The organism is Desulfosediminicola ganghwensis (assembly GCF_005116675.2).
GTDB lineage: Bacteria > Desulfobacterota > Desulfobulbia > Desulfobulbales > Desulfocapsaceae > Desulfopila > Desulfopila ganghwensis.
On sequence record NZ_CP050699.1, the window covers coordinates 2,855,797 to 2,872,422 of the forward strand.

At 50.2% G+C, this 16,626-nt stretch carries 15 protein-coding genes; 8 read left to right on the top strand and 7 right to left on the bottom strand.

The features are described from left to right. Window positions 1-157: 157 nt before the first annotated feature. Window positions 158-907, top strand: a complete 750-nt coding sequence (locus FCL45_RS12170; RefSeq protein WP_275942928.1) for a rubredoxin-like domain-containing protein — start codon at window positions 158-160, stop codon at window positions 905-907. 88 nt (window positions 908-995) lie between these two features. Here the strand turns inward: FCL45_RS12170 and FCL45_RS12175 are convergent, their stop codons facing one another. The 5 genes from FCL45_RS12175 to FCL45_RS12195 form a co-directional block, all read right to left on the bottom strand. After that, complete coding sequence (locus FCL45_RS12175; protein WP_136796494.1) at window positions 996-2,261, bottom strand: NAD(P)/FAD-dependent oxidoreductase; 1,266 nt, start codon at window positions 2,259-2,261, stop codon at window positions 996-998. Between the two features lie 47 nt (window positions 2,262-2,308). Then, the gene (locus FCL45_RS12180) at window positions 2,309-3,322 is read right to left on the bottom strand and encodes an ADP-ribosylglycohydrolase family protein (RefSeq protein WP_136796495.1); all 1,014 of its coding nucleotides are present in this window, start codon (window positions 3,320-3,322) and stop codon (window positions 2,309-2,311) included. A gap of 61 nt (window positions 3,323-3,383) precedes the next feature. Next, the gene (gltS, locus tag FCL45_RS12185; RefSeq protein WP_136796496.1) at window positions 3,384-4,592 is read right to left on the bottom strand and encodes a sodium/glutamate symporter; all 1,209 of its coding nucleotides are present in this window, start codon (window positions 4,590-4,592) and stop codon (window positions 3,384-3,386) included. Window positions 4,593-4,877: 285 nt separating this feature from the next. Beyond that, window positions 4,878-5,063: a hypothetical protein gene (locus tag FCL45_RS12190; protein ID WP_136796497.1), complete on the bottom strand. Its 186-nt coding sequence runs from the start codon at window positions 5,061-5,063 to the stop codon at window positions 4,878-4,880. A 268-nt stretch (window positions 5,064-5,331) separates the two neighbouring features. Next, the gene (locus FCL45_RS12195) at window positions 5,332-6,459 is read right to left on the bottom strand and encodes a M20 family metallopeptidase (RefSeq protein ID WP_167495711.1); all 1,128 of its coding nucleotides are present in this window, start codon (window positions 6,457-6,459) and stop codon (window positions 5,332-5,334) included. 339 nt (window positions 6,460-6,798) lie between these two features. Between FCL45_RS12195 and FCL45_RS12200 the strand changes: the two genes are divergently transcribed. Genes FCL45_RS12200 through FCL45_RS12215 form a run of 4 tightly spaced genes read left to right on the top strand, consistent with a single transcriptional unit; the run spans window position 6,799 to window position 11,082 of the window. Beyond that, the gene (locus FCL45_RS12200) at window positions 6,799-7,953 is read left to right on the top strand and encodes an efflux RND transporter periplasmic adaptor subunit (RefSeq protein WP_136796499.1); all 1,155 of its coding nucleotides are present in this window, start codon (window positions 6,799-6,801) and stop codon (window positions 7,951-7,953) included. A gap of 16 nt (window positions 7,954-7,969) precedes the next feature. Further along, window positions 7,970-8,653, top strand: a complete 684-nt coding sequence (locus tag FCL45_RS12205; RefSeq protein WP_136796500.1) for an ABC transporter ATP-binding protein — start codon at window positions 7,970-7,972, stop codon at window positions 8,651-8,653. A gap of 21 nt (window positions 8,654-8,674) precedes the next feature. Beyond that, window positions 8,675-9,880 (top strand): ABC transporter permease, encoded by a 1,206-nt coding sequence (locus FCL45_RS12210; protein WP_228721316.1) that lies wholly within the window; start codon window positions 8,675-8,677, stop codon window positions 9,878-9,880. A gap of 2 nt (window positions 9,881-9,882) precedes the next feature. Continuing rightward, complete coding sequence (locus tag FCL45_RS12215; protein ID WP_136796501.1) at window positions 9,883-11,082, top strand: ABC transporter permease; 1,200 nt, start codon at window positions 9,883-9,885, stop codon at window positions 11,080-11,082. A gap of 224 nt (window positions 11,083-11,306) precedes the next feature. Here the strand turns inward: FCL45_RS12215 and extKL are convergent, their stop codons facing one another. Together extKL and FCL45_RS25290 are read right to left on the bottom strand one after the other, a co-directional pair. Next, entirely contained in the window at window positions 11,307-12,545 is a 1,239-nt protein-coding gene (extKL, locus tag FCL45_RS12225) for a multiheme c-type cytochrome (seleno)protein ExtKL (RefSeq protein ID WP_248595812.1), read from the bottom strand. 547 nt (window positions 12,546-13,092) lie between these two features. Further along, on the bottom strand, window positions 13,093-13,269 hold the full coding sequence (locus FCL45_RS25290) for a S8 family serine peptidase (protein WP_420811233.1): 177 nt from the start codon (window positions 13,267-13,269) through the stop codon (window positions 13,093-13,095). Between the two features lie 558 nt (window positions 13,270-13,827). Between FCL45_RS25290 and FCL45_RS12235 the strand changes: the two genes are divergently transcribed. From FCL45_RS12235 to cls, 3 genes are all read left to right on the top strand, one after another. After that, window positions 13,828-14,307 (top strand): DUF1566 domain-containing protein, encoded by a 480-nt coding sequence (locus FCL45_RS12235; RefSeq protein WP_136796504.1) that lies wholly within the window; start codon window positions 13,828-13,830, stop codon window positions 14,305-14,307. Window positions 14,308-14,334: 27 nt separating this feature from the next. After that, window positions 14,335-14,841 (top strand): rhodanese-like domain-containing protein, encoded by a 507-nt coding sequence (locus FCL45_RS12240; protein WP_136796505.1) that lies wholly within the window; start codon window positions 14,335-14,337, stop codon window positions 14,839-14,841. A 309-nt stretch (window positions 14,842-15,150) separates the two neighbouring features. Next, entirely contained in the window at window positions 15,151-16,602 is a 1,452-nt protein-coding gene (cls, locus tag FCL45_RS12245; RefSeq protein WP_136796506.1) for a cardiolipin synthase, read from the top strand. The last annotated feature ends 24 nt before the right edge of the window (window positions 16,603-16,626 follow it).

Below are 16,626 nucleotides of genomic sequence, written 5' to 3' on the forward strand. Positions count from 1 at the left end.
ATCAGGTCTGCAGTTGTCCTGCAGGGTGGTCGTTCGTGGTTTGAAATAAGGCTCGGAATTCCTTACAACTGAATGTAGACTAGGCAAAGAAGGTCCCAGGTCCGAAATAATCATAATTGCTATTCTGGAACGTGTTAAAGGATATAGGAGAAGGGTGATGAAGAAGTGGAAATGTACGGTGTGCGGCTATATTCACGAAGGAGATACCCCACCGGAAGAATGCCCCCTGTGTAAAGCCAAGGCTGATAAATTCGAAGAAGTGGTGGAAGAGGGTACTGCGACACGACGCTGGAAGTGTCTCGTCTGTAACTATATCCACGAAGGTGACGCACCGCCTGATGAGTGCCCTATCTGCAAGGCAGGCCCGGACAAGTTTGTGGAAGTCGATGCGGAAGGCAATGAGATTGAAGGCGGAGAAAAGCCAAAGGTGGCGCCGCCGGCGGCTCAACCTGCTAAAGCGCAAAAACCTTCGTTTTTGGTGCGGGTTGCGTTGAAACTCCACCTCCACCCCATTTCGGTACACATGCCGAACGGTATCCTGCCTGTGGCGGTGATATTTCTGGCCATTGCCATGTTTCTCGGCTTGCAGGTCTTTGAGGTGGCGGCATTCTACAATATGGTCTTCGTGCTGCTAACCATGCCGCTGGTGCTCACAACAGGCTACCTGGAGTGGAAGAACCGCTATAACGGTGCCAAGACTATCATTTTTCTGATCAAGATATTTGCCTCAACCACAGTGACATTGTCGTTGACAGGGCTTGTGCTCTGGCGCTTTTTGATGCCGGATGTGGCTTCCGCAGATTCACCATACAGGCTGATATATTTTGGCATCGCAGCGATCATGCTTGGTGCCACCGGTATTGCCGGTCACATTGGCGGCAAGCTGGTTTTTGGTACCAGGAAGTAGAGAACTGATTCAGACTGACTGACACGAATCGGCCCTGCTCCTCTCGACAAGAGGGGCAGGGCCGTTTGTATTTATGGCTGGCAATGAACTATAATTCGTCGCAAATTATCTCACCTGTCTTTCTGCCGGAAAGTAATGCCCACTGGATAGAGGGCAGACTCCTATATTCGCCGCAGATGCGTATTCTGGTATCGTAGCTGAGTGGCAGCTGGTACGGGTTGGCAGTTGGTGGTTCCTGGTTTGGCAGACCATAGGGAATATGCATTGTCCGCAGAAGTTGCCAGTGGTTAACCTCTGTGCCAAACCAACTTGCGAGTTGCTCTCTGATCTGGTTTTCGAGTTCTGGTGAAGTTTCATTTCTCAGGCTGACCACTGCAACCAGAGTTTCGTTGTTGGGGGCATAGTCCGGTGCAATGAGACTGGGGAAGGCGAGGTTGTTGACCGGGCCCTGGCCCTCACCGTTCAGTATGAGAAAAGGGATTTTGGAAGGCGGGCGCCATTCTCCTGCGTTAAAGTACAGGCAGGTTTCGCCAAGGGGCGAACGAGCCTGAGGCGCTGGTTCTGCTGGTTCAGAAACGGTTTTGAGTAACTCTTTGACCATTGGCAAAGGAGTCGCCAGTACGATCATTCTTGCGTGCAGGGTTGTGCCGTATTGCAAGGTGACCGATCCATTCGTGATACTTGTCACCCGACTGACGTAGCGGATGTTTTCCTGGGGCAGCTCAGCTGCCAACTGGGCGGCTATCTGGCCCATTCCTTTGGCGGGAACCGCCACATCGCCTGCTGCGAACATACGCATGATATATTTCAACACCCGGCTGGAGGCCCGGATTTCCGGATCGAGGCATGCGCCTGCAAAAAAAGGTTGGAAAAACTGTTGGATGAATTGGTGTGAGAACCCCCATTGCTCAAGAAAATCGATGGTGGGTTGCTCCTCTTCCTGAAAAATATCCGGCAGTGTGACCCCGCGAACAGCAATGGCCAGTTTAAGTACCAGATATCTGTCTCTGACGCTGCCGATTGGGGAAGTTGCTGTGGCCAGCAACTGGCTCGGATGACGGCGTGGATCGGCGATGGTATGAAACCTGTCGTTGGCCCTGATTACTATCCCGGACGGATAGGAGCGGAGATCGAGTCGCTGGTAGTCAAGGGTCTTTTGCGCTTCCGGGTAAGCGGTTTGCAACACCTGGAAACCGCGGTCCAGTAGAAACCCCTGCTCCCTGTCAGTGCGAACCCTGCCGCCGGGTTGTTCTTCAGCTTCAAGTAAAATAAATGATTTTTTCCTCCGGTGTACGGCCCTGGCACAGGCGAGTCCTGCCAGGCCTGCGCCTACGATGATAACGTCGTACTCCATCTATGCGATCCTCTCTGCTGGTTCTGTATTCTCCGAACAATTCGATTTCAGTGATGTGATAGTGTTGGTTTGGTCTTCAGGCCGGAGATCCAGCGCTCTGGAAATCCCTCCATACCTTTTGCTGCTCCAAGGAATGCTCCGAGTACCGTTCCTCTCCCCACATTATCTCCACCAGCCATGGTGTTGGCAATAAGTCCCTGTTCTGGATCTTCACTATATTTTAGCGCCAGATAAATCGTTGCCGGCAGGGACTGATCCATATAGCAGGCGGAGGAGAAGTGACGTCTGATTACGGTATCATCAGGAAAATCGAGTAAATGTTTGTAATTATGACGGGCGATACCTGAAGCCGATTTACTGCAGGAGCGATGAATCGCCTCGGGCAACGGCTCGCCCTTCAGGGTACTGATGAGAATGTTTGCAGTAATTTCGGCACCGGTCTCCATAATCGAGCCACGATGGGTAAGTTTGAGATGATCGAGGGCGGCAGGGCAGGCTCTTTCAGGTTCGTCGGCATAGTGGAGTAGAACAGGCAGCATCTGCGACAGGCCGCCAATATGGTGTTCGTCGGTTCTGCCGCAGGCAAGAGGGTGGACACCATGCCCATAGTTGATAAAGAAGTGACGGAGGTACTCCTCAACATAGGTATCATTATGCGTGCCTGGAGTGATAAGGAAATCAATCAGCCGATTCAGCCATTTTTCAGCGGAATATTCAGGTTCCTGCTGTAGAAAATCAAACAACTCGTGTGCTAATTTCAGGTTCAGGGTGTTTTCTCCAGCATCTAAAAACTGGTGGTAATGAATGCCGCGCCGACCCCAATATTGTGCCTGGTCATGGAGAATATCCGCTTTGGAATTCGGGGGAGTGTATGAAGATCTCCAGAGGATAGAATCCGGATGCGGATTTTTAGGTGCGAGATAGTCATGAACCTGACCATAATCCCTACAGAGGGCCTCGGTGTCATAATACCAGTGCACCGGCATGGCCAGGGCATCACCAATGAACATGCCATAGATGGCACCATCTAGCCTGTCATGAAAAGAGAGCTGTCTCTTCATAATAAAGTTCCTTTTGTACGCTCTGTCTTTCCCCGTCCAGTGCTCCGCATTGAGGCGCTGACTAAAAGAAAACGGGTAGTCGCAGAAAGGCCTGAATAGTGAAAGCGTTGACAATATCGATGAAAAACGCTCCGACGAGTGGAACTATGAGTAAAGCCCGCACCGACGGCCCGTGTTTTTTTGCGACTGCATCCATGTTCGCTATGGCAACAGGAGTTGCCCCGAGGCCCATGCCAAAAAAACCACCGACAATCATTGCCGCATCGTAATCGCTGCCCATCATCCTGAAGACAATGAAAAAGCCAAATAACATGGCGAACATCGCCTGAAAAATCATAGTGGTGAAGAGGAGGATGAATGAATCCGCCAGAGAAAGCAGATCCATACTCATCAGGCTCATGGCAAGAAAGAGTTGTAGGCATACTCCGCCGATGAGGTCGATTCCCTCATGGTTCAGGTCGATTTTAGTGGTATCGGCGAGGTTGGTCAGGAGCACTCCCACCATCATCGCAGTGAGAAAACCCGGCAGGCGGATATTGTATTCGAAGAGATAGCGGTTTACGGCATCACCGACACCCAGGCAGAGGGCCAGGCAGAAAATGGTGAAGATAATGTCGTCGATGGTTACCCTGTGGTGCGGTTTGCCGGTTTCGTCGGTTTGAATGGCAGCAGCCTCTTCAAGATCGGCCTGGCTCGGTTGAAGGTTATGTCTCAGGATGAGCAGACCGGCAAGTGGGCCGCCGAACAGTCCTCCTAGAATCAACCCAAAGGTGGCGCAGGCGATGCCGAATTCGGAGACTCCCCGTACACCGGTGCTCGCCATGATGTCGCCCCAGGCTACAGCTGTCCCGTGGCCACCGGCAAGAGCTATTGAGCCCCCGAAAAGGCCGAACACCGGATTATATCCCAGGCTTTTTGCCACCACCACCCCGATTCCATTCTGGAAAACAAGGAATATGCCGCAGGAGATGGTAAGGATCAGTAAAGCGAGACCGCCCCGCAGCAGGAATTTCAGTTTGGCGTTGAGGCCGATGGTAGAAAAGAAGATGAGCAGCAGCAGGTTTCGCAGATCGAGATTGAAATCAAGCTCTACCACTTCATAAAGGGCTAAGATGGTGATAATGACACTGCAGATAATGCCGCCAGTGACAGATTCGGGGATGTTGTTTCGACGAAGAAATGGGAAGTGTTTGGTGAGAAATGTGCCAACATAGAGCACCAGAATCGCAAGAATCAGGATTTGTCGACCAGCAATCTCGTAGGTTGGCATGGCTCTTATCTGAGGTACATGTTAGCTGTAACGGTGATTGTTCAGGTATTGCATTCGCACATCCTCTACCCTAATGCAGAATTTCCGGAGGTGCAGGGGGGGATTAACTCTTGCGCGGTGTTTGGGTTATCAGGATTGTATCACAACCTGAAACTGATCAGAACGAAATCTGGGCAAGATGACCGGCTACTGGTGGGGATATTTGTCAGGCATGGTGGGCTGGCAACAAAAAACCCCGGATACCTCTTGGCATCCGGGGATTTGTTTATGTAAACTGGCCAGTGACTACCAACTGTCACCAAGGACCAGGCTGGTATCCATGCATTGATTTTTTTGTTCTTCACTCAAACCGGCTTTGGGGTCAAATTTTTCCAGATCCTTGTGGTAGCAGGCATACTCCTTACCATCAACGTCCTGGATCCACTTCATGCTCTGGTACTCTCTTGAAATTATTTCGCCTCTCATGCTCATAACGTCCTCCTTAAGTCAGACGGGGTGGTTTAGATTATCGTCGATCATTTCTTACCGACTTACTTAAACTCATTATCTTCGATTGCGGATAGGGTAGGTTTCAACAGGAACTTAATGTTGCCGATGTTGTCTACCTCGTTCCATGCTTGACAAATTAATTATGGCAAACAGGAAAACAATGGGTACAAGAAGGCAGGACAATGATAGCTAAACCTATCATTGTCCTGCCTTCTTAACTGAGGGAATGGGCGATGGCAAGATTTGAGAATTACTTTACTTCTTTATCAAATTCATGAAAGAAAGTATCAAGGCGGTCATAGAGTTGGTAGAGACTCGACAGGACGATGTGTTCATTTTCCGTGTGCTGTGAGGTATTCCCTTCCGCGCCCACTATCACGCCGGGGATGCCGCGTTGTGATAGATAGCGCGCATCTGAGGCACCATGTTCGAAGCCGACAATGGCGTTGTCGAAGTTGCGTACCAGGAGATCTATATTGGAAGAAGGACCTGTGGCAAACACTGGTTCTTTGGCGAGTATTTCAACCTTGGATTTGATAGATCTTTCTATGCTGGCAAGAATGGCATCCGGGTCATCATGTTCTGTGTAACGTATGTCGAGAAGCGCTTCGGCCCGGTCCGGCACCACATTGATGGAGCCGTTACCCACAGTGAGATTGGACAACACCATGGTTTTATACCAGTGATCGCTGGGCTCGTCCTTGGCCTGTTCGAAAAAGATAGTTTGTAATTCCCTGTAATCCTGTACCAGATTGTCAAAGGCGTTCTCTCCAAGCCATGGCCGTGCTCCGTGTGAGGCTTTACCCGTTGCGGTTATTTTGAGCTGGAGTATACCCTTTTCTTTGTCGACGATAAGTTCCGGGCCACCGCCGTCGATAGCAATGCAGAAATCTGTGCTGATACTGTCTATGAGTGCGCCAACGCCATTGGCGCCGCCGGTTTCCTCATCACCAGAGAGCAAAAGACCAAATTGCATATCCTGTTGGTTGCCGCCCCCGCTTTTGATCACATTCAAATGTTCTCTGAAGAGTATCAGGGAGAGGGCTACGGCATATTTGTCATCAATTGAGCCCCTGCCAAAAAGGCAGCCATTTTCTATCCATGGTTCAAACAGTTCTGTGTTTTTCACCTCCACAACATCAAAGTGGCTCATCACCAACAGCGGCGCATTCCCTGGTTGAGGCAAAACAGATATGGAAGGCACATCATTGATGCTGTGTCGATCAAAGTCGATATTGTTGGCCTTCAACCACTGGGAGATGAAATCTGCACACTGATGAATGTCATCTCTTCGTGAGGAGGTGGAAGGAATCCTGATAAGCTTTTTGGTAAGTTCAATCAATTCAAGATGGATCTGGTTTTCCGGCAGGGTTTTCACGCTATCTAACCTTTGCTGTTTCATGCAGCTGAAAATATGGGAAATCACATAAAGCAGAGGTGTCACCATCTGCCTGGTAGATGATATCATTAAAAGGTGAAGAGCGAAGTAGTAATCAAAATCGTATGGGAATTCAAAGATAATTGGCCGGTAACAGTATTTTCCAATACCTGAATATCACAGGAATGGCCATGAAAGCAGGGAGGTAGTAGAGTAGTCATTTTCTTGATATCATATTCCTTATACGCTAAAACAGATAGTTAACTGTTGGTTGCAGGGCAGGGTTGAGGGAAGGGTATAGCAGAGAACATCAAGCTTTTCAGAGGTCGTCTGAATATTATGCGCACCAGAATAAAATGGCTGATACTTCTTGTTTTGCTTACGCTTGTGGCTGGTGGAATCTGGTACAAGACACGGCCCAAGCCTATTGAGATACTGGTCGCGCCGGTTGAGCGCGGATTGGTCGCAAAGACTGTGGCTAACACAAGGGCCGGTACGGTCAAGGCGTGCCGCAGGGCGAAACTATCGCCTTCCATTGGGGGGCAGATCGCTTTGCTACCCATCAGGGAAGGAGATCAGGTCAAGGCCGGTGAACTCCTGCTGGAGATTTGGAATGAAGATCTCAAGGCACAACTGGCCCTCGCCGGCCGCGAGGTGGAGGTTGCTCAGGCCAATGCCAATGCTACCTGTTTCTCAGCAGGCGAAGCGAGAAGACAGGCCAACAGGGAAGAGCAGCTCTTCAGCAGAAAGGTTGGTTCTGAAGAAGAAGCCGACCGGGCGGTAACACTCGCCAAATCACTTGAGGCCCAGTGTAACGCAGCCAAAGCAACTGTGCTTCGCAGCAAGGCCAGTGTTGAAGTCGCCAGGGTCAACCTTTCCCGTACCCGCCTCATAGCCCCATTTGGCGGGGTTGTTGCCCAGATCGAGGGTGAGCTGAATGAATACGTCACGCCATCTCCGGTGGGGGTGCAGACGCCACCGGCCGTGGACCTGATAGAAAACGACTGTTATTTTGTTTCGGCTCCTATTGATGAGGTTGATGCGGCTGGCGTGCGGGTTGGTATGGAGGTGCGTATCGGCCTGGATGCTTTTCGGGGCAGGAGTTTTGCCGGTAAAGTGCGGCGCATATCTCCTTATGTGCTTGACCTGGAAAAACAGGCGAGAACCGTGGAGATAGAAGCAGCTTTTCTGAAGGAAAGTGATTTTGACGATTTGCTGGCCGGTTATAGTGCCGATGTGGAGATTATTCTTGCCATCAGTGACAATACCCTGAAAATCCCCACCGAGGCCGTGATTGAGACCAATGGCGACAGGAAAGTTTTTGTATACCAGCCTGCCGGGGACATTGTGAATGAGAGGGTGGTCACCACAGGGCTTGCCAACTGGGCCCAGACAGAAGTGACTTCCGGCCTTGGCGAGGATGAGTTCATCGTCGTCAATATAGACAAACCAGGGTTGCAGGATGGTGTGTCGGTTACGGTGGTGAAAAAGTGATGGGGGTGACCGGGCCATGATTCAGCTTGAAAACATCAGCAAGGTGTTCACCGTGGGGGATGAAAAGGTGCACGCTCTGCGTAATGTGGACCTGACCATCGAAACTGGCGAGTATGTGGCGATAATGGGGCCGTCCGGTTCTGGTAAATCAACCATGCTCAATATGATCGGCCTGCTGGACCGGCCCGACAGTGGTGTATACAGCCTGGAAGGCCAGGATATGACGGCCCTGGATGACAGCCGGCAGGCGGAATTGCGACGGCATAAGATCGGTTTTATTTTCCAGTTTTTCCATCTGGTGCCGAGGATGACGGCAGCTGAAAATATCGAGTTGCCCATGATGCTGGCCGGCCTGGATACACGGGAGCGAAAGAAGCGTATGGAGAGATCGGTGGAAGCTTTCGGGCTTGCCGATAGAGCCGGCCATAGGCCGGATCAGCTCTCCGGTGGCCAGCGACAGCGAGTGGCCATTGCCCGTGCCACTATCATGCAGCCGCATATCCTGCTGGCGGATGAGCCCACCGGTAATCTCGATCGAGTCTCCGGAGGGGAGGTGATCAATATCCTCGAAGAGCTGAACAGTCAGAATATCACACTCCTGATGGTCACCCATGATCCGGAACTGGGCCGACGGGCCAGAAGGCAAATTCATATGGTGGATGGTCAGATAGAGACCGACAACTCTTCTCCCACGGGTTAACCGAACGAGGTACGGTAAAGGGTGCACCTCTACGATATCATACGTTTTGCATTCCGGGCTGCTTCCGGGTATCCGACCAGAACCCTGCTTATGCTGCTGGCCATGGCTATTGGCGTCAGTTCGGTGGTAGTGCTCTCAACCCTGGGAGACGGGGCAAAGCAGTATGTGCTCGACCAGTTTTCTTCTCTGGGGACAAACCTGGTCATCGTACTGCCCGGCCGCTCCGAGACCGTTGGCGGGCCGCCTCCGCTGCTTGGGGTCACGCCACGCGATCTCACGGTGGATGATGCCATGGCGCTGACCCGTTCTGCCAATATCCGTTATGTGGCGCCGGTGGTTTTCGGTTCCGCGCCTGTCTCCTACAGCGGGCTTCAGCGTGATACCCCCATACTCGGCTCTACCTCTCAGCTCTTTTTTATCCGCCAGCTCGAGATGGGCCGTGGCCGTTTTTTGCCGGAGGCTGAGGCTAATCGTGCAGCACCTGTCTGTGTTCTCGGTGACAGCACCAAAAAAGAATTGTTCGGCAACAAACCTGCAGTGGGTGAACGTATTCGCATTGGTGATAATCGTTTCAGGGTTATCGGGGTATTGGCAGAACAGGGGGAATCGTTAGGTATTGATCTTGGCAATGTGGTGATGATCCCGGTTGCCTCGGCCCAGGCTCTCTTTGATACCACCTCTCTGTTTCGCATTATGGTGGAGGCAAATGACCGGGAAGCGATCGGCCGGGCCAGGGACACCATTGTCAGAATCATGAAAGAGCGTCACGATGGGGAGGATGATGTCACGGTCATCACCCAGGATGCGGTGCTGGCGACTTTTGATCGAATTTTTACGGCTCTTACCCTGACCGTCACCGGCATCGGGGCTATCTCAATTGCGGTGGCTGGTATTTTGATTATGAATGTGATGCTTATTGCCGTCAGCCAGCGGCGCTCCGAAGTTGGGCTCTTGAAAGCAATTGGCGCTCCGAACAGTGAGATCGTCATCCTCTTTCTGGCTGAGGCGGCAATACTCTCGTTTATCGGCGCTGTGGCCGGTTTGATTGTGGCCGCCGGTGCTGTCTGGCTGATTGAGTACATTCTGCCCCAGTTTCCTCTCTCCATCCCACCATGGTCTATCGCTGTAGCGGTTGCTGTGGCCTTTACCACCGGCCTTATATTCGGCGTGCTGCCGGCGTTGCGGGCGGCGCATCTCGACCCGGTGCTGGCGCTCTCAAGGAGGTGAGCATGCAACCGAGAGATATCCTCAAACTTTCTCTTACCTCATTGCTCGATCAGCGCCTGCGCAGCTTTCTCACTATTTTGGGCATAGCGGTGGGTATAGCCTCGGTAGTGCTGCTCACCTCCATCGGTGAAGGCATACATCGTTTCACTCTTGCCGAATTCACCCAATTCGGCACCAACCTGATCGGTATCAACCCCGGTAAGGCAACAACTCTCGGTACTTCCGGTGCTGTTATAAACAATGTTCGGCCGCTCAGCATGGAGGATGAAGAGGCGTTGGCAAGGATACCGGGAGTGGTTGATACAGTCTCTGTCGTCCAGGGGAACGGCGCGGTGAAATTTGGTAAACGCAGCCGTCGCACCACTATTTACGGGGTAGGCCCGGCAGCGACCAGGGTCTGGCAGTTACCAGTGGCACAGGGGCGATTTTTACCAGCCGATGATAATCGGGCTCCCCGCTCTTTTGTGGTGCTTGGGGCTAAAGTAAAACGAGAGATTTTTAAAGATACGAATCCATTGGGGCAGCTGATCAGAATAGCAGGCGAACGCTATCGGGTAATCGGGGTAATGGAGACCAAAGGCCAGATGCTTGGCTTCGATCTTGATGATGCGGTGTATATCCCAACCCAGCGGGCCATGTCGATGTTCAATCTGGAAAGCCTGGTCGAGATAGATCTGCTGTATAAGGCTGGTTTGCAATCGAGTACCATCGCTGAAAAGGCCAAAAAGGTTTTGATCAACCGCCACGGTACGGAAGATTTCACGATCACCACCCAGGAGCAGATGCTTGAAGTGCTTGGCTCTGTACTCGATATTCTCACTCTTGCTGTGGGCGGCCTCGGTGCAATCTCGCTCCTGGTGGGCGGGGTAGGGATAGTCACCATTATGACCATCGCAGTAAATGAACGTACCCCGGAAATAGGTTTGTTACGTGCCATCGGTGCCGAGCGTAAACAGATCCTGTTAATCTTTCTGGGAGAGGCGGTGGTATTGGCGGGGCTGGGGGGGCTGGCTGGCTTGATAATGGGAACCGGGATAGCCTGGCTTCTTGAGTTTTTCATACCGGCACTACCCACTCATACACCTTGGATTTATGCCGTTTATGCCGAACTCCTGGCAGCGGTAATTGGCTTGTTGGCAGGAATATTGCCTGCACGCAATGCTGCAGGGTTGAATCCCATTGAGGCCTTGAGGGCTGAGTGAAAAAAAAGCAAAAGAGCACGTTAGCCGATGAATTCAACCGGAAGCAGGATAACTCAGGATAATCCGGTAAAGCTCGCCACTCATGTATCACAGGCCGATTGATGTTTGTTGACGACAATATTCAATAGACACCATTCGGCCTGTTACCACGTTTTAACCAGTGCAGATATTTAAGCTGCTGCATAGAGCGTTTTTCCGTTCGTGTTACAGGGAACTTATCCGCGTCAGTATAGTTCGAATTTGATGAGTTCTTTGTGCTCATGAACTATTTCGCTGCTCTTGCCGCTGATGAAATAGGTAACGGTGGTGGTAATTTCGACCTGTTCCACATCAGTGTCAAAGTTCATAAGAAATTGCTCTCTGGCTTTTTGCATAGGCTGTAAGGTCAGATCGATTATATCTTTTATCTGCCACGCCCCGTAACGCATACGACTTTGCATATCGCGACCAATTTCAAAATAGGTTTTGCTGGCGGTGAAGAGTATTTCCTGGTCTGAAGATTGAGCTTGTGGGTTACGTGCGGTCACTTCCAGGACCACTTGGCCGGACCAGAGTCAGCCGTCCGGAACTCTGTGTCCTGTTTTGTTGTCTATAAAAACAGTGACCACGGCTGACGGGACCCAGAGCTTTTCGTCTTTAACACCTTCAAGTTTGCCAGGGAGATGCTGATATGGGGTTATCTCAACCTCCAGACCAATGCCCTGGCGAACTGTGTCAATATCGTGGCCTCCCGGAAAAAGATGGCCTTTCTCCAGGTGGCAGTCCTGACAGGTTTTACTGCCGCCGTTGGCGATATAACTGTTCTGGTAACTTCCAGAGAGTGTATTGCAGTTAATTGTTTCCCCATCTGATGCTTTATAGATCCCATGGCACTGCATACAGAATGCTGATTGCACCAGATCGTCAGATTTTAAGGTCTCGTGTGCACCGTCGGTTTCATCGCCTCTCGGACCATAGATCATGCCTTGCTCTGCCGGGCCGTTATACCCGCGTGCCACTTCAGTTGCTTTGATATTATGGCAGGCCAGGCAACCGACATTGAGTCGGGCGAGTTGCTCTTTGGCGGCTTTGCTGGCGGCGCTGTCTTTTTCCTTGAAGGCGGTGACAATCATCTCACCTATCTCAATTGCCAGCTTCTCGCTGGCAAAGTTGATGACTGGGGCGTGGCAGTCCAGACATTTGAGTAACTGTCCTTTGGTGAGTGGGGTCTCCCACTCTTTCTTGAGGCCGATCTCAATAAAATTGTGGATTCCCCCCAGTGAGGAAACAACAGATTTGGCATGCCACGAATCACTCCATTGGGCATGGACTTCCTCGTGACATTCCATGCAGCTACTTTCATCAAACATTTCCAGCAACTCGTCAATTGTATCTGCCTCTTTGGGGCTGGCCTGAGCTCCTGCTCCAATTAGGAGCAGGAGGATAAATATAGTCAGACTCGTCAGTTTGTGTGCGGTTCCCATGACTCCTCCTTATTGGTTAGAGTGGCAAATAAAAATATCGCAGGGGAAATCGTTCAATCTCCCGATTTATAAGGGGAGAAAATAACAGAAAGAGAGCAGTAGCCTTACTTGGTTGTAGCAGTTAACGAGTCTGTGTATTCGAAAGTATGTGTTATATCAAGTTGTTGCCAGGGTAATTCCAAAAAGGGGGAATGCGTCTGCTGTTTCGGTTTTTCTTACATCTACTTAAATTATACTACGCTCTTAGAGCGAGAATTAGAAGGGAGAGCTGGGAAGGGCAGGCATATGTGCTTGTCTATGGGACTCTCGGCTCCGAGTTGCCATGTTGCTGTCTGCTCATATTCAGAAGTGAAAAAAGCGGAAGTTCCACTTTGTTGTCACTCCATTCCAGAACTGTCCCTGGGTTATGGAATGTTTACCACTGAACTGGAAGGTAATAGAAGAAACATTTTGGGTAAAGTTGAAGCAAAAACGTTCTTATGGGAAGTTGTCATTCGCTCCTCCATAAAGAAAGTTTTGATCAGTTCATTATTGAAACACCGTTGATTTAAATAGTTCCGGCGCAGTGATTTTCGTGGCCGTTCTGATCATCATCGCCTTTTGTGGTGAAATTTCTTTTCGTCAGCTGCACCCCGGAGAAGGGAGGGTGGGCCGGGTCAATACCACTGTCCAGCACTGCCACCCCGATACCTTTGCCGGTGCAGGGTGTCTCAAAAGCTCCCACGGCACCGAGTCCCAAGGGGATGCTGCTGCTTTCAGTTTCTCAAGAAGACCTGATCCTGACCAAGGCGATCATTTTTATTGGCATGGGCATAGTCAACGCACGGGTTCTGGGATCTCACCGTATGTCATTACGCTCTTTCAGGGAGGGTTCTGGCTGAAGATGTTCGATGTCATCGGCGGTTCGGCAGATACCCCAATTGTTGCTGCCCAACGGCCCAGATGTTCCAGAGTCGGTCCAATGATCTTGCTTGTACGAAGAATGACTGAGATGGTCAGATTTTTTCATATGTACTGCCAATGTGTTGTGCGGTATCAGGGCTGCGGGTCCATTCCTGGTGAGGCGTGCTTTGAGAGCACGTTGATGTTTGAAGATGATAAATTGCTGTAGTGTCAGTGTTATGGTGGCAAATCAAGGAGGAGGGATTCGGTAATTGCTACTTCTTCCTCGGCTCACGAAAAGTACTACAGATGGGAAAAAGCTTTTGCATTACATTAAATAATTTTTTAATGTAATGCTTCACTGTAGTTATAACTTACAAATTGTGGGGAATTGTTTGTCATGACAACCTATCCTGGGAAAAAATTCTCATGCTGTCGGTTACGGGTTTGCCTTACTGCAGCAATCCTTCTGGTTGCCTTATTTACCTCAGGCTGTGCTTTGAATGCAGGTCGGGAGCAGGATCTACTTGTACCGATTGACCAGAGCACATTTCTCGACCCCAGAAGCGGTAAGCACTGGATGTTGGAACGTTCAGGCAGGCTTAATAATCCTCATGAAGTACAGCAATATATTCAGGAATTCAGGTCTGGTGCAGGCGAAAGCTGGCGGCTGCCAACTCAACAGGAGTTGTATGATCTCTTCGCCCGGTTCGATTTGAAGGAAAATGGAACTGTCCAGATCAAACTTGAAGGTAATTACTGGCTTACAGACGAAACAGGTAATGTCCATGCTGGAACCTGGGAAATTGGTGATCAATGCGGTCCATCCCGTTCTTTCTTTACTCGAAAAGCGGGTTATGTCAGGGCGGTTCGCCCTTGAATATAAGTAATAATATTGGTGAGTATTATGATGAAGAAGATGTTGTGTGCATGTACCCTTGGTTTGATGATTGCCACTTCTGCCACTGCGGTTTTTGCGTCTGAACAACCAACCCCTGCAGAATTGATCAAGAGTCGGATAGCCGAGGCAAAATCACAGATTAAATCTGTAGACAGTGCAACGCTGAAGACCTGGATCGATACAGGTGAAAAAGAATTTGTTCTTCTTGATGTGCGTGAGCCAGGCGAGGTGACCGCCGGTCAGATTGAGGCGGATGAAACTCTAGCTATTCCCAGAGGTATGGTGGAATTCCAGTTTGCGCGAAAAGTTGCAGACCTTGAGAAAGATGTCGTCGTTTATTGCCTCAAGGGAAGCAGGGGGGCGCTGGCTACTGAGGCGCTTCAGAATCTTGGTTACAAGAATGTGCACAATCTCGAAGGCGGTTTGCTCGCATGGATTAATGCCGGTCACTCCGTCAGCAACTTCTTTGGTGAGTTTCAGATGAGCAATTTCGATTCAAATTTTGCCAAGTAGTCAAAAGAAATAGCACCATTAAAGGTGGTGGTTCATCGTGCAACGCGGTGAACCGGATAAGCCGTACAGCATGGGAATGAATCATATGCTGTGCGGCTTTTTTTATATTAATTCCATCCATAACAGATCGGTTCAAGTACCATCAGCGGGTAAAGGAAATTGGTGGAAACTTCCCTTACTTGTTTCAGTTACCATATTTTTCAGCAATAAAGGACTTGGAAATCCGGACAGGATTCTGTTTACTGGCGTTTGTATCCCGCAATCAAGGTGGTAAATCCTGATATTTCTCCAAGTCGCTCTCAGCTGATAATGATAAAAAGAACACGAGATTTTCTTCGAAAAAGTACATACCTGTCACTCTTCTTTCTTTGCCTGCACATTGCAGGTCTGGTGTCATCTATTGATGCGGTGATGAGTGTGCGAACTTCCCAGGGAGCTATTGCCTGGGTTATTTCGCTGAACACCTTTCCATCCATCTCCTTGCCCGCTTACTGGGTATTCGGGCGTAGTGAATTTAAGGGATATGTGATCTCCCGGCAGGCGGATGAGACAGCACTGTCAGCGGTTGCTGCAAAGGCGGCGGAAAACAAGTCCTATTTTGTATCCGGACTGGCAGACAGAAACCAGGCTTCCCGGGTGGCTGAGTCGCTTGCTGATCTTCCTCACCTTAAAGAAAACAGTACCGAGCTGTTGATAGATGGTGAGGCGACTTTTGAGTCTATTTTTGGAGGCATTGAAAAAGCGAGAGATTATGTGCTGGTCCAATTCTTTATTGTAAAAGATGACGAACTCGGCCGCCGCTTGCAGGATCTGCTGATAAAAAAGGCTCAGGAGGGAGTGCGGGTCTTTTTCCTGTATGACGAGGTCGGCAGTTATAAATTGCCGGAAGCCTATATTCAGGAATTACGTGACAATGGTGTTGCCGCGCACAACTTTCATTCCCGCAAAGGCCCGAAGAACCGTTTTCAGATCAACTTCAGAAATCACCGCAAAATTGTTGTCGCTGACGGCAAAACATGTTGGATCGGGGGACACAATGTGGGTGACGAGTACCTTGGAAATGGTGAAAAATTCAGCCATTGGCGCGATACCCATGTAAAGATTGAGGGGCCCGCCACTCTTGCGGCACAGCTCTCATTTATTGAAGACTGGCATTGGGCCACAGATGAAGTTCTTGAACTGAACTGGAAGGCTGTACCAAGCACCGATGCGGATCAGAGGATTCTCATCATTCCCTCCGGACCTGCCGATAGATTCGAGACTGCCGGTCTGATGTTCACCCATGCCATCAATTCAGCCAGGGAAAGAATCTGGATTGCCAGTCCCTACTTTGTGCCGGACGAATCAATTATTGCAGCCCTGCAACTCGCTGGTATGCGTGGCGTCGATGTGCGCATCCTGATCCCGGACGAGCCCGACCATAAATTGGTTTATCTGGCCGCTTTTTCCTATTTTGAGCAGGCGGGAATGAGTGGGGTAAAGTTTTACCGTTACACCAAGGGTTTTATGCATCAGAAGACCATGCTGGTGGATAACGATCTCTCTACAGTAGGGACCGCCAACTTTGATAACCGCTCATTTCGCCTCAACTTTGAGATCACAGCCATGATTACCGATCAGGATTTCAACAAGGAAGTCGAACAGATGTTTCTGGAGGATTTTGCCAACTCCAGACTGATGGAGCCAGATGAGGCGGCAGAGAAACCATTCTGGTTCAAGTTGTTGGTGCGGGTGGCACGCCTGACTTCGCCGATGCTGTAATCGGGAAGAGAGATCAATATGGCT

What these genes read in the sequence shown, in the direction of transcription:
- FCL45_RS12170 (WP_275942928.1), top strand. Translation starts at nt 158, where the DNA reads ATGAAGAAGTGGAAATGTACGGTGTGCGGCTATATTCACGAAGGAGAT.
- FCL45_RS12175 (WP_136796494.1), bottom strand. Translation starts at nt 2,261, where the DNA reads ATGGAGTACGACGTTATCATCGTAGGCGCAGGCCTGGCAGGACTCGCC.
- FCL45_RS12180 (WP_136796495.1), bottom strand. Translation starts at nt 3,322, where the DNA reads ATGAAGAGACAGCTCTCTTTTCATGACAGGCTAGATGGTGCCATCTAT.
- gltS (WP_136796496.1), bottom strand. Translation starts at nt 4,592, where the DNA reads ATGCCAACCTACGAGATTGCTGGTCGACAAATCCTGATTCTTGCGATT.
- FCL45_RS12190 (WP_136796497.1), bottom strand. Translation starts at nt 5,063, where the DNA reads ATGAGCATGAGAGGCGAAATAATTTCAAGAGAGTACCAGAGCATGAAG.
- FCL45_RS12200 (WP_136796499.1), top strand. Translation starts at nt 6,799, where the DNA reads ATGCGCACCAGAATAAAATGGCTGATACTTCTTGTTTTGCTTACGCTT.
- FCL45_RS12205 (WP_136796500.1), top strand. Translation starts at nt 7,970, where the DNA reads ATGATTCAGCTTGAAAACATCAGCAAGGTGTTCACCGTGGGGGATGAA.
- FCL45_RS12215 (WP_136796501.1), top strand. Translation starts at nt 9,883, where the DNA reads ATGCAACCGAGAGATATCCTCAAACTTTCTCTTACCTCATTGCTCGAT.
- FCL45_RS12235 (WP_136796504.1), top strand. Translation starts at nt 13,828, where the DNA reads ATGACAACCTATCCTGGGAAAAAATTCTCATGCTGTCGGTTACGGGTT.
- FCL45_RS12240 (WP_136796505.1), top strand. Translation starts at nt 14,335, where the DNA reads ATGATGAAGAAGATGTTGTGTGCATGTACCCTTGGTTTGATGATTGCC.
- cls (WP_136796506.1), top strand. Translation starts at nt 15,151, where the DNA reads ATGATAAAAAGAACACGAGATTTTCTTCGAAAAAGTACATACCTGTCA.